This is a genomic window from Heyndrickxia camelliae (genome assembly GCF_002844575.1).
GTDB classification, from domain to species: Bacteria; Bacillota; Bacilli; order Bacillales; family Bacillaceae_C; genus Margalitia; species Margalitia camelliae.
In genome coordinates, this window is the sequence record NZ_PIQO01000008.1 from 110,108 (window position 1) to 123,391 (window position 13,284).

Genomic DNA, 13,284 nt, shown 5'->3' on the forward strand with positions numbered 1-13,284 from the left:
TTTACCGCACCTCCTTGCCTACTTGAGAATGGAAAATTTCCTGATACACTCGGCATGTTTTCATTAATTCCTCATGCTTACCTATCCCAGATACTTCCCCATTATCCAAAACGATAATTTTATCGGCATCCATAATGGAGGATATTCTTTGGGCAATTAAAAGACAGGTTAACCCTTTTGCATATTTTTTCAGTGATTCTTTAATTCTTGCCTCTGTCGCTACGTCTACTGCACTTGTACTATCGTCTAAAATAAGAATTTCCGGTTTTTTTACCAATGCCCTTGCAATAGAAATACGTTGTTTTTGGCCGCCTGAAAAGTTTACTCCGCCTTGGCCGATACGGGTATCATACCCTTCTGGAGAAGCGGAAATAAAGTCATCGGCCCCTGCCATTGTGGCTGAATCCTTAATCTCTTCCATCGTTGCATCTTCTTTTCCCCAGCGAATATTTTCTACGACTGTCCCGGTAAAAAGAGTAGTCTTTTGCGGAACTATGGCTATTTTCTCCCTCAGCCTTTTGGGATCAATATTGCGAATATCCTCCCCGTCTACCTTTATAGAGCCAGAGGTAGGTTCATAGAAGCGTGGGATAAGTCCAACAAGACTGCTTTTTCCAGAGCCAGTTGATCCGATGATCCCAACCGTTTCACCAGGTAAACAAGTTAAATTGATATTTTTCAAAACAGGCTCTTCAGATGTACCCTTATAGGAAAAAGAAACATTTTCGAAATCAATTCTTCCTTTTATATTAGAGACTCCTGCTGCTCCTTCTTTCCATGTCACTTCATTCTCTTCCGCAAACACTTCTCCAATACGGCCTGCAGATGCACGCGCCCTTACAAACATATTAAATACCATGGAAATTGTCATTAAAGAAAAAAGGATTTGCGTCATATAATTGATAAACGCAATAACATGGCCTACTTGGATATTGCCGGATTCCACCCCATTTCCCCCTAACCACAGTACAGCTATAATACCGAAATTAACGGTCAGCATAATCGCAGGGCTAAAAACGGACATTAGTCTTATGGCCGAAATCGATTTAGCTTGAAACTCTTCATTTGCAGCATTAAATTTTGTCACCTCATAATCAAAGCGATTAAATGCCTTCACCACCCGAACTCCGGATAAATATTCACGCATTACTCCATTAACTCTATCGAGCGATTTTTGTACTTTTAAAAATAAAGGAAAGCCAAGCTTCATGTTCATGACAATTAGTATTCCTACCATTGGAACCACTACTGCCAATACAATGGCTAAGTGCAGGTTTAAGCGTGCAGCCATAATAAGCCCGCCGACACACAGAATGGGTGCCTTTGCAAAAATCCTCATTAAGCCGTTAACAAAAGTCTGAACTTGTGTTACATCATTCGTTAACCTTGTAATTAACGACGCCCGGTCAAACTTATCAATTTTTTCAAAGGTTAAACCTTGAATTTTTTTAAATAAATCCGATCGAAGCTCCGCGCCAAAGTTTTGCGACACCATACTAGACACAATATTCCGAGTGGAAGCCGCTATTGCTCCAAACCCTGTGATTAGAAGCATAAGCCCCCCTTTTTTCATTACATAACTTAAGTCTTTATTCGCTACCCCAATATCCACTATTTTGGACATAATGGTTGGTTGCATAAGGTCACAAATAGCTTCAATGGCTACAAATATTACTCCAACCAAAAAAGGCAGCCAGTATTTTTTCGCATATTTTTTTAAGAACCTCATCTAACTCCATCCTTCGTTTTCAAATATTTCGTAAAACGAATCTACTATTTCAAAGATACTATCCATTTTCAAAATAGTCACTACTTTTTTCGCCCTCCTAAGTAATTTAAGAGGAGTTTATCATACGAAGCACGAATACACTTCATAGAGGTGAAGAAAATGGCTATAGTTTTAGAGTTTACGGAGATTCCTGCGCTTGAAACAGAGAATTTTCACCTGCGGGGAATGACCTTGAAAGACGCACCAAATATGTACTCCTTTATGAGTGATAAAGAAACCATGAAGTACATTACCCCACATCCTATCGAAACCGTTAAAGAATTGGAAGCATCTATTAAAAATAGCTTGGAGAATTTCAAACAACAAAAGGAGATTCCTTGGGTAATAATCAATAAACAAGATGAACAAGTGATAGGTATGTTCCGTTTCCACAAATTACATACATGGCATCAAAAAACGGAAATGGGTGTCGTCATTCATAAAGACTTTCAACAAAAAGGAGTAATGACAGAAATACTCCCAAAAATCTTAGAATTTGGGTTTAACACCCTCGGATTAAACCGAATGGTCGGTGATATTTTTGCAGATAACAAAGGTTCAAAAAAGCTGATGGAGAAGTTTGGATTCCATAAAGATGGGATTCTTCGCGAAACAGATATTGATGGAGAAAGGTTTTATGATACCGTGGTTTATTCCATGTTAAAATCAGAATATCAAGAAGGTGGACCTATGAAGAGTCGCGGAGAAATTTCTTTGGCGGACTAGGAATCTCTTGAATGCTAAAATAGTCTTATTTAAGAATTTAAAGGACACTGGATCCGTTATTCACTAAAAATCGCAAGAAAAGCATTTAGTAAGATATCGGATCTAGTGTCCTCAAATATGTGGATAGAGGCCAGTTTCAACTAACTAATGAATCTGGTTTCCGCCAATTATTCCTTTCTATCTTTGATATTGCACCCGATGAAGTCTCGCAAAAATTCCATCCTTTTCAATCAACTCATCATGCTTTCCTTCTTCCGCTATACCTGATTCATTTACAACGACAATGCGATCTGCATTGCGAATAGTGGCCAAGCGGTGTGCAATAATTAAGGTAGTTCGATTTTTTGCCAGTTCAGTCAAAGCTTGTTGAATAATCATTTCCGTCTCAGTATCCAATGCTGACGTCGCTTCATCCAATATTAAGATTGGTGGATTTTTAAGAAACATTCTGGCAATCGCAATTCTTTGTTTTTGCCCTCCAGAAAGCTTCAATCCTCTTTCTCCAATTTGCGTTTCATATCCAAATGGCAATGAGGCGATAAAATCCTCTAGATGTGCACGCCGAGCTGCCTCTTGAATATCCTCTTCTGTAGCTTGCAGATTTCCGTAAGCAATATTTTCCCTTAAAGTTCCGGTAAATAGGAATACATCTTGTTGGACAATTCCAATTTGTGATCTTAGGGAACGCTTAGTCATTTGCCGAATATCAATGCCATCGATTGTAATGCGCCCACCATCCACATCATAAAACCTTGGGATTAAAGAACAAATGGTGGTTTTACCAGCACCGGATGGACCGACAAACGCTACTGTTTCTCCAGCGCTAATGTTCAAATCAACATTTTCTAACACTACCTTATGCTCATCATATCCGAAAGTAACATTCTTAAATTGAATGTCTCCTTTAAGAAAAGGCACATCTACAGCATCCTCAATATCTACCACATCCGGGTCCGTATCCATTAATTCTGTAAATCGCTTGAAACCAGCCATCCCCTTTGGATAAAGTTCCATTAATGCACTTATCTTATCAATCGGTTTAAATAGCACATTAATATACAGCACAAATCCGACAAGTTCTCCATTTGTAAGCTGATCATTAAAACATAACCATGCACCGTATATTAAAACAGCAAGCGTTATGAAACGAGTCATCATGTAAATCCCTGAATTACTAAAGGCCATGACTTTGTAACCGCCAAGCTTAGCAGTTCTAAACTTCTGATTATTTGTTGTGAATCTCTTCATCTCATATTCTTCATTTGTAAAAGATTGAACCACTCTGACCCCGGAAACGCTATCCTCCACGCGGGCATTTACATCAGCAATATCACTATACATCTGCTTCCAAGCCCGATTCATTTTTAAATTACAAACAATGATGAGCCAAATTAAGAACGGAACGATAACAATAGCTAGGAGTGCCAATTTCACGTTAACCGTAAGCATAATAATGAGTGCTCCAACAAACGTCATCACCGCGATAAATAAATCCTCCGGTCCATGGTGGGCAAGCTCTCCGATATCAAATAAATCGTTCGTAATACGGCTCATTATGTGCCCGGTTTTGGTATTATCAAAGAACCGAAATGATTGCCTTTGCACATGCTGGAATAACTGCTGGCGCATATCTGTCTCGATATTTATTCCAAGCTTATGACCCCAATAGTTTACAATATACTGTAAATATGTACTGAGCATATAAAGCAATAACAAACCAATACTGACCGTAACAATGGAAGACCAATTCTTACTCGGTAATAGGGAATCAATAAACCACTGCACCGCAAGCGGAAAGGCTAATTCTAATACTGCAACTATAACCGCACTGCTAAAGTCCATCATAAATAGCTTTTTATGCGGAATATAGTAAGTAAAAAAACGTTTAATCATAGGATTCTCCTTATCTAAAAATATAATTGGATTATATGGTGAATAACTATTTAAATCAAGGGATTTACATTATTTTGAAATGGCACATTTTGAACAAAACCTCTATTGCAAGTGGAAGTATCTGTCGTCTACTTCGATTATCTTTCATCCTATACTCATATAGTGTTTAAAAGTTATTAAAGAAGGGATTTACAATGTTATCTAGAATTTTAAATCAACAAGTGCCAACCTCCGCAGGCGCCATTGTAATGGCAACCAGAATACTGCTTTTAGGTGCTTTGCACAAGGTTGTATCTCATCATAAAGATCTTGCCATCCTTTCTACTATTCTGGTAATCTTCTTATTATTCATTCTATTTATGGCTTTCGGACGTGATATGATACATGGCCTAATGTGGGAGCGTCATCTTCGTGATCCAATATCCAGCTTCGAAGTAGGTACCTGGGTTGCGGCGACATCTATATCTATCTTAGTTATGAGGAACTTTGCGCCTTTCTTAAAAGCAGTTGCCTTTACACAATTTCTTCTAAATTGTTTATGGACCATTGGATATATAGTCATCATCATTCGCAATTATGCAGAGTTATTTAAATCAACAGGGGCTATCCTCCGCGGAAAAGTACATGGTATCTTTTTGCTTGCATGTGTGGCCATTCAATCCATGATAGCATCTGGTCAATCAGTCCTTGGAAGACTATTTGTTAACATATACGGAACCTGGCTATGGTGGTTTGAATTTTTTTTATACGGCTTAGGGCTTGCCTTTATTCTAAATCGATATATCCGTTCCAAGAGTCATAACCTTACAGAAAATTGAGTAAATACGAATTGCATTATCCATGGTGCCATGTCCATTAGTGGTCTCGTTGGAGAAATGTCAGGTGTTGTTTCTCCTATCATCCTTGTTGGGGTCTGGGTTTGGCCCATGATAGCTTTTATCATAGTGGAAGGTATCGAAATTGCGAGATCTATCCAACGAATTAAACGGTACGGTTGGAAAAAAGGATTGTGGATTTATCATACTAGTCAATGGGCTCGAAACTTTACATTCGGCATGTTTCTTGCCTTTTCCATGCATCTTCCCTTACAGGGAACCCTAACTCCATTACGTAATGTAAACGATTTTGTTCTCTATACTGCGCCTTATATTGTGATATCTCTGTTTATAATAGAAGTTTTTATTGCCGTAACTGGAAGACCTTCCGTTACTAAAATTCCAAAAACTGCAAGTATGTAATTCAAAAGCACCCCTTTGGGTGTTTTTTACTGCCCTAATTTAAGCCAATCTTACTATAGGTACCAATTGGTAAGAGGTATAAAATATGTACATAGGCGCATACTAACCATATCTATGTGTAAAATTATTATTTACTTTTTCGAGAGTAGGGATACATATGTTAGCAGATCTTGGTCTTTTAATTATCCGAGTTGTCATTGGTCTTACTTTTATAGGGCATGGGGCCCAAAAATTATTTGGATGGTTTGGCGGTGCTGGTCCAAGTAATACAGGCGAATGGCTAGAATCCATCGGAATCCGTCCTGGCGGTAAAATATGGGCAATTTGTGCAGGATTATTTGAATTGGTTGGAGGGCTGCTATTTGGGGCCGGAGTTTTCACCCCAATTGGGGCAGGTTTAATCTCCATCATAATGATTGACGCCATATTCTCTGTACATATTAAAAATGGATATTGGATTGATCGAAATGGATTTGAATATTGTTTTGTATTAATCGTGGTAACGATTGGCGTGGCAATGATTGGGCCAGGAAAGTATGTCCTTTTTTATCAGCCATGATACCTGTTTTTCGGGCAAGTTCAGCTTGCCCGATTTTTTTATGATTCCTTTTAACAATTCTTTTCTAAAAATATTTCGTGTTCTGAAGAAATTTCTAATTTCCTTCTCGCCAGCATAGGTTTAAAATGGAATTTGTATTTCATTTATGAAGGGGAATTTTCGTGGATACTAAAACTAATAAATATCAGGAGCAAACGCTCTTTAATATATCGTGGCCGCTTTTTATTGAGCTTGCACTCCATATGGGAATGGGCATTATCGCCACTCTTATGCTAAGTCATTATTCCGATGATGCGGCAGCAGGAGTTGGCGTCGCCAACCAATTGTTAAACATGTTTATTTTAATTTTTAATGTCACTTCCGTTGGAGCAACTATTTTAATTGGTCAAAATCTTGGCGCCGGCAATTTTAAACACGCAAGACAGCTTGCCCGATCGGCTTTCGGATTAAATTTTTGGTTTGGGGTTGGAATTGCTCTTTTTCTTGCTCTTTTTGGAAGATACCTTTTAGGATTATTTGACATCCACGGGGATGTATATCGTTACGGTCTCACCTTTGTTCATATTTGCGGAGTGTCGTTATTCCTTGAGTCTATTGCACTTGCTTTGGGCGCTGTTCTTCGCAGTCATGGATATACAAAAGAATCCATGGTTGTAACGATAATCATGGATATTATTAGTGTGGGCGGAAATGTGATTGCGATTTCAGGCATCTTCGGATTGCCTATTACAGGTGTTACTGGAGTTTCTTGGGCAATGGTAGCTGCTCGTATTTTCAGTGTCTCCGCACTATTGCTATTAGTCTACTTAAGACTTTCATTGAAAATGAAAATAAGTGATATTTTCAGACTCAAAAAGGCCGATATTCGCGGACTGTTATCCATTGGGATTCCATCTGCAGGTGAAAACCTATCCTATCAATTTTCACAATTAATTATTACTGGTTTTATTGCAACCATTGGAGCTTCTGCCTTAGCCGCAAGAGTATACATTTTAAATATTAATATGATTTGTTATTTATTTACGCTTGCTATTGCACAAGGCACTCAGTTGCTTGTTGCCCGTTACATTGGTGGTAAACAGTATGACAAGGCACTTCATCGCGGTCTGCGAACATTAAAAATCTCAATGTTTGCTTCCTTTATCACATCCTTAATTATTGCTTTAATCGGCTCTCCGATTTTAAAGATATTTACAAATGACGCAAGTATATTAGCAGTCGGGTTGCCGGTATTATGGGCCATTGTCTTTATTGAACCTGGAAGAGCGATGAATATAGTATTGATGAGCTCCCTGAAATCTGCTGGTGATGTTCGTTTCCCTGTCATTATTGGCATTATTTCAATGTGGGGCGTTGCCGTCTCGCTCAGCTATTTGCTTGGAGTACATTTTGATCTGGGCTTATTAGGTGTCTGGATTGCCCAAGGGGCTGATGAGTGGCTACGCGGCTGTTTCGCACTTAAACGCTGGACGACCAAGCCATGGGAACGATTAGCAAAAGTAAGAATAAGTGCATGAATTTTTAGACTCCTCAGCATAAAACGTGTGGGAGTCTTTTTTTAGTGGTATGATAAAGTAAGAAAAGCATAAGCGCCTATCGGCTGACCAATAGGCGCTGGAGCTAGACATAGATAAAATTAGTCAACTGTCGGAAATGGAAAAACTTATACTTTTCTTATCATTTTAAAAAAGGAGATGGGATTCATGAAAAATGAAATCATCGAAAGATTTACTTCCTATGTAAAAGTGGACACTCAATCGAATGAAGATAGTAACACATGTCCTTCAACACCTGGACAGTGGACACTTCTTAACATGATTGTGGATGAACTAAAATCAATCGGCATGGAGGAAGTAACTATAGACGATAATGGATATGTGATGGCCACTCTTCCATCCAATACGGATAAGGAAGTTCCAACAATTGGTTTTCTTGCTCATGTCGACACAGCTACTGATTTTACAGGCAAAGACGTAAAACCACAAATTGTAGAAAACTATAATGGCAGCGATATTGTCTTAAATGAAGCCTTACATATTGTTTTATCACCTAAAGATTTCCCTAGCCTTGAGCAATATAAAGGACATACTTTAGTAACAACAGATGGTACCACTCTTCTTGGTGCAGATAACAAGGCCGGCATTGCAGAAATCATGACTGCAATGGCATATTTACTCCAACATCCGGAAATAAAACATGGAAAAATAAGAGTTGCCTTTACTCCAGATGAAGAGATTGGCAGAGGACCTCACAAATTTGATGTTCCCGCATTTAATGCAAAATTTGCGTATACAGTAGATGGCGGTCCACTTGGCGAATTAGAATATGAAAGCTTTAATGCTGCTGGGGCCAAAATCACTATCAAAGGAAACAATATTCACCCTGGATCTGCAAAGGGCAAAATGGTTAACTCCCTGAAAATTGCTATGGAATTACAAGGCAAAATTCCAGCCGATGAAGCTCCTGAATATACGGAAGGCTACGAGGGATTCTACCACCTTCTTTCCATGAATGGAGATGTGGAGCTAACAAAGCTTGCCTATATCATTCGAGATCATGACAGAGAAAAGTTCAATGCTAAAAAAGCTAATCTTGAGAAGATTGTTCAGGACTTACAAGAAAAATACGGTAAAGACAACATTACTCTTGAATTAAATGATCAATATTACAACATGAAAGAGAAAATAGAACCAGTGAAGGAAATTGTTGACATCGCCTATGATGCAATGAAAAACCTGGACATTGAGCCAAAAATCTCACCAATCCGTGGAGGAACAGATGGTTCACAACTATCATATATGGGACTACCAACTCCAAACATCTTTACTGGCGGAGAGAACTTTCATGGAAAATATGAGTACATTTCCGTGGATAATATGGTGAAAGCAACCAATGTTATCATTGAAATAGCAAAATTATTTGAAGAAAGAGCATAATTGTCAAGAAAGGAACGAATCCGAGTTATTTGCGGGTTCGTTTTTTTCTTGATTTAAAGCTCCATCCTCTAATTTTCCCCTCTCCAAAAATAATTCAGCCAAAATTCACGATAATTCAGCCGAAATCAAGGTAAAATCAGCCATAATTTATGATAATTCAGCCAAATCATGCAATATTTCAGCCAAATTCAAAAAATTACTTTGACAGATAGAGTAATTTACGTTAATATTACTCTATCAGATAGAATAATCGTTTATGGAAGGTGAATCCATGATTAGAAGTGATATTATCCGCGGGCATTTAGATTCGATTATTCTGCGATTGATACTGGAAAAGGATCAATATGGATATGAAATTTCGAAGCAAATTAGCATCCGTACAGATAATCGGTTCCAAATAAAAGAAGCTACCCTCTATGCAGTCTTTCAACGACTGGAAAAAAAGGAATTGATTGAATCGTATTTTGGTGAAATATCCCACGGCGGGAAAAGAAAATACTACAGAATCACTACCTTAGGGAAGGCTTATTTAAAGGAAACGGTAAAAGAATGGAAAGAAACAAAGGAAATAATTGATCTATTTATGGAGGAATTAGAATGAAGAAGATTAAAAACCATGTAGATGACTTATTTAAAAATGTTCCAGATAGTGAACAAAAGGAACAGATCAAGCAGGAAATTGTAGAGAATCTTGAAGAAAAGGTCTTTGATCTAATGGCACAAGGGAAAGAAGAAGAGGATGCAATTAATAAGGCAATTGTAGATTTTGGCGATATTGATGAAATAGAAAACGAACTTGGAGTCAAGCTGCCTTCACCCGCTAAGAAAAACATGTCTAAAATAGATTTAGGCTTTTCCATCTGGGGTACTGTTCTCATCATTGCATTATTTGTCTTTATTAATTTTTACTATACCCCACATATTATCTGGTTTGTGTATCCTACATTTGCTGTATTATGGTGGCCACTTAGTATGTTCTACAGATGGCTGCGTCTACGTCAAAAATAAAGGAGGATTTCTATGCATAAATATGATCTGATTTTTGCCTCCGTAGGTAGCCTGATGAGCATACTATTCTTTATTCTTGTAAATTACCTAACTAGTCCCAGTCATATTTGGTTCATCTACCCTGTTTTTTTTCTCCTCTTATGGCCAGTTAGCGTTTACTTTATAAAAAAAAGGGAGTATAAAATTCATTCTCTCTGTATCAGTATCATCATAATCTTGTACCTATTTATAACAAATTTTCTATATTCCCCTAGTCATCCCTGGGCTTTGTATGCATTTTACCCATTCATTTGGTGGCCGATTATGCTGATATTTGAGAATGCCAGAAAAACAGTATCCTTAGGCCTCATAGGGAGTTTCATCACCATTATGTACTATTCGATTTTGAATATGGCAATTTCACCCGGCTATCCTTGGGCAATATACCCTTCATTTATAGTATTGTGGTGGCCTTTAGTTTTATATCATGTAAGGTCTAATAAATTTTTCCAATTTTCAATCTTAGCAAGCCTGTATATAAGTATATTTTTTATCCTTGTCAACATGGTGTCTTCACCAAACGAGATTTGGGCAGTGTATCCCATATTCATGGTTTTATGGTGGCCATTAAGTATGTATTATTACTATTTTAAAAGAAAAGAATCAATCCGTTAAAAACAAAAATGAGGTGAAGGTATAATGGAAAAACAGTCCAAGAGTAGTATTCGCGAGTGGAAAGAAAAATTAAAAACGTTTGAAAAACCACGTATTTCAGCTAGTGTCAGACAGCTTATTAATTCCGTAGGACCATTTTTACTACTATGGGTTTTAGCTTATTTTAGTCTTCAAGTTTCCTTCTGGTTAACATTATTATGCGCCATACCTGCTGCAGGATTTTTAGTAAGGACCTTTATTATTTTCCATGATTGTACCCATCATTCCTTTTTTAAAAACAGGAAAGCAAATAAAATTGTCGGTACGATTACTGGAATCCTTACATTTTGCTCATATGAACAGTGGAAGAATAGCCATAATCTTCACCATGCAACAAACGGAAATTTAGAAAAACGTGGTGATGGCGATATTTGGACGCTAACTTTGCAAGAATATGCTCAAGCCTCTTGGATCAAGCGATTATTATATCGGACATATCGAAATCCGATTATCATGTTTATATTTGGACCGTTATATATTTTCTTAATTTCTTATCGTTTTAATAGGAGAAATGCAACAAAGAAAGAAAAAAGACATGTTTGGATGACGAATATTATTCTAACTTCCATTGTTTTATTATTAGGATTCACCCTTGGCTGGAAGGCATTTCTTTTGGTTGAATTGCCCCTATTCTATATTGCTGCATTTTCAGGAGTTTGGTTATTTTATGTTCAACATCAATTCGAAGATGGGTACTTTGAAAATGGCGACAACTGGAACTATGTAGAGGCAGCATTAAAAGGGAGCTCTTTCTATAAACTACCGAAAATATTGCAATGGTTTTCCGGAAATATCGGCTACCACCATGTCCATCATCTAAATTCACGTGTTCCAAATTATCAGCTTGAGAAGGCACATAAAAGTGATAAACGACTTCAGGAGGTCCCAACCTTAACACTCTGGACAAGTCTGAAATCCTTAACCTTTAAGCTTTGGGATGAACAGTCTAAGAAATTTATCGGAAACCGCGAGATACAGATTTTTCTACGAAGCCAACAACAATAGGTAAAAGACAGGTATATTTCTCGATTGAATATACCTGTCTTTTTTGTATCTAAGCGACAGTCCCAAATAAATGTTTCTAAATTCTAAATTTTCCATTATATTTAATGTATAGCTTATTCTAAGGAGGTCTATATGAAACGACTGACGGACCATTTAATCGTCATCTCATTTGACTGCCTATCTTCTCTAGATTTCCCCATCATTCAGGAGCTCCCGCATTTTCAAGAACTCCTGAAACATAGATCTTATTGCAAAAATGTCGAAACGATTTATCCTTCTGTAACATACCCATGTCATGCAACAATTGTAACAGGGAAATTCCCTAACAGGCATGGTGTGATTAATAATACGCTGCTGCAACCCGGAACGAGTCACCTGATTGGTATTGGTATCGACGTTATGTTAAAGGAACAACCCTTTATGATGAAGCCAAAAATGCTAAGCTGACTACAGCTTCATTGTTATGGCCCGTGACTGCAAAGGCAAATATTGATTACAACATGCCAGAAATTTTCGCAAATCGACCTTGGCAAAATCAAGTTACCATCTCTCTCTTAAGCGGCAGCCCACTTTACCAATTAGATATGAATCGCCGCTTTGGCCATATCCGAAAAGGATTGAGCCAACCTGAATTAGATGATTTTGTATTGGAATCAACTGTTCAAACTATCCAATCGAAAAAGCCTAACCTTATGCTTGTCCATTTCACGGATTTAGATACACAGCGCCATCACTACGGTTTCTCGTCAAAACAAGCACAAGCAGCGCTTCGAAGACATGATAATCGTCTTGGGCGAATCATTCATGCTTTGAAGCAAAGTGGTATATATGAAAACTCTACGATAATCGCATTAGGCGATCATAGTGCATTAGATGAATCCATGGCCATCAAGATAAATGTAATACTTAGAAGAAAAGGACTAATCGATGTAAATAAACGCGGTAAGATAACGGATTGGAAGGCATATTGCAAGAGCTGTGATGGTTCTGCTTATCTTTATGTGAAAAATATTAATGACGAGGAAACAAAATCCATTCTACAAAAGATCATACATGATTTATCCAGGGATAAAAGCAACGGAATTGAACAAGTGCTAACAAAGAAAGAGCTGCGCACAATGGGTGCAGATAGTAACGCCTACTTAATGGTTGAGGCTCTCCAAGGCTATTATTTTACCGAGGGGTTAAATGGAGATTTCATTGATTCCATTATAACTGAGGATGTGAATTCAAAAAAATATACGGTTGCATCACACGGCTACTCGCCCAATAAACATAACTACACCACCGTTTTGCTCGCATCCGGAAAGGGAATTCGCTCCAATGCCATTATTCCATCTATGCAACTAGTTGATGAAGGGCCTACGTTGGCAAAATTGCTTGGGCTCGATCTTGGCGATACAGACGGCAAAGTGATACAAGAATTATTAGAAATATAAACTTACCCAAAGGGGGCTA

General features: G+C 37.8%; 11 protein-coding genes and 1 pseudogene. 10 read left to right on the forward strand and 2 right to left on the reverse strand.

Features of this window, described 5'->3' with window-relative positions; translation table 11 throughout:
• Position 1 precedes the first annotated feature (1 nt).
• Positions 2–1,729 carry an ABC transporter ATP-binding protein gene (locus CWO92_RS12265; RefSeq protein WP_101354501.1) on the reverse strand — a complete coding sequence of 576 codons (1,728 nt, stop codon included), beginning with the start codon at positions 1,727–1,729 and terminating at the stop codon, positions 2–4.
• 159 nt (positions 1,730–1,888) lie between these two features.
• Here CWO92_RS12265 and CWO92_RS12270 point away from each other — a divergent pair, with 159 nt between their 5' ends.
• Positions 1,889–2,494 carry a GNAT family N-acetyltransferase gene (locus tag CWO92_RS12270; RefSeq protein ID WP_101354502.1) on the forward strand — a complete coding sequence of 202 codons (606 nt, stop codon included), beginning with the start codon at positions 1,889–1,891 and terminating at the stop codon, positions 2,492–2,494.
• Positions 2,495–2,671: 177 nt separating this feature from the next.
• Here the strand turns inward: CWO92_RS12270 and CWO92_RS12275 are convergent, their stop codons facing one another.
• Positions 2,672–4,387 carry an ABC transporter ATP-binding protein gene (locus tag CWO92_RS12275; protein WP_101354503.1) on the reverse strand — a complete coding sequence of 572 codons (1,716 nt, stop codon included), beginning with the start codon at positions 4,385–4,387 and terminating at the stop codon, positions 2,672–2,674.
• A 194-nt stretch (positions 4,388–4,581) separates the two neighbouring features.
• Here CWO92_RS12275 and CWO92_RS12280 point away from each other — a divergent pair, with 194 nt between their 5' ends.
• The 9 genes and pseudogenes from CWO92_RS12280 (at position 4,582) to CWO92_RS12325 (ending at position 13,265) form a co-directional block, all read left to right on the forward strand.
• Positions 4,582–5,205: a TDT family transporter gene (locus CWO92_RS12280; protein WP_101354504.1), complete on the forward strand. Its 624-nt coding sequence runs from the start codon at positions 4,582–4,584 to the stop codon at positions 5,203–5,205.
• A gap of 57 nt (positions 5,206–5,262) precedes the next feature.
• Positions 5,263–5,625, forward strand: coding sequence for a hypothetical protein (locus CWO92_RS12285; protein ID WP_101354505.1), 363 nt, complete (start codon positions 5,263–5,265; stop codon positions 5,623–5,625).
• Between the two features lie 157 nt (positions 5,626–5,782).
• The gene (locus CWO92_RS12290; RefSeq protein WP_101354506.1) at positions 5,783–6,184 is read left to right on the forward strand and encodes a DoxX family protein; all 402 of its coding nucleotides are present in this window, start codon (positions 5,783–5,785) and stop codon (positions 6,182–6,184) included.
• A gap of 161 nt (positions 6,185–6,345) precedes the next feature.
• Positions 6,346–7,701 carry an MATE family efflux transporter gene (locus CWO92_RS12295; RefSeq protein WP_101354507.1) on the forward strand — a complete coding sequence of 452 codons (1,356 nt, stop codon included), beginning with the start codon at positions 6,346–6,348 and terminating at the stop codon, positions 7,699–7,701.
• Positions 7,702–7,887: 186 nt separating this feature from the next.
• A complete protein-coding gene (pepT, locus tag CWO92_RS12300; protein ID WP_101354508.1) occupies positions 7,888–9,120 on the forward strand; it encodes a peptidase T in 1,233 nt (410 codons plus the stop codon).
• Positions 9,121–9,391: 271 nt separating this feature from the next.
• Positions 9,392–9,721 (forward strand): PadR family transcriptional regulator, encoded by a 330-nt coding sequence (locus CWO92_RS12305; protein ID WP_101354509.1) that lies wholly within the window; start codon positions 9,392–9,394, stop codon positions 9,719–9,721.
• Positions 9,718–10,128: a permease prefix domain 1-containing protein gene (locus CWO92_RS12310; protein WP_101354510.1), complete on the forward strand. Its 411-nt coding sequence runs from the start codon at positions 9,718–9,720 to the stop codon at positions 10,126–10,128. The genes CWO92_RS12305 and CWO92_RS12310 overlap by 4 nt, the downstream gene beginning before the upstream one ends.
• Positions 10,129–10,806: 678 nt before the next feature.
• The gene (gene desA / locus CWO92_RS12320; protein ID WP_101354512.1) at positions 10,807–11,826 is read left to right on the forward strand and encodes a Delta(5) desaturase DesA; all 1,020 of its coding nucleotides are present in this window, start codon (positions 10,807–10,809) and stop codon (positions 11,824–11,826) included.
• Positions 11,827–11,958: 132 nt separating this feature from the next.
• Positions 11,959–13,265 (forward strand): annotated as a pseudogene (locus CWO92_RS12325) (alkaline phosphatase family protein).
• The last annotated feature ends 19 nt before the right edge of the window (positions 13,266–13,284 follow it).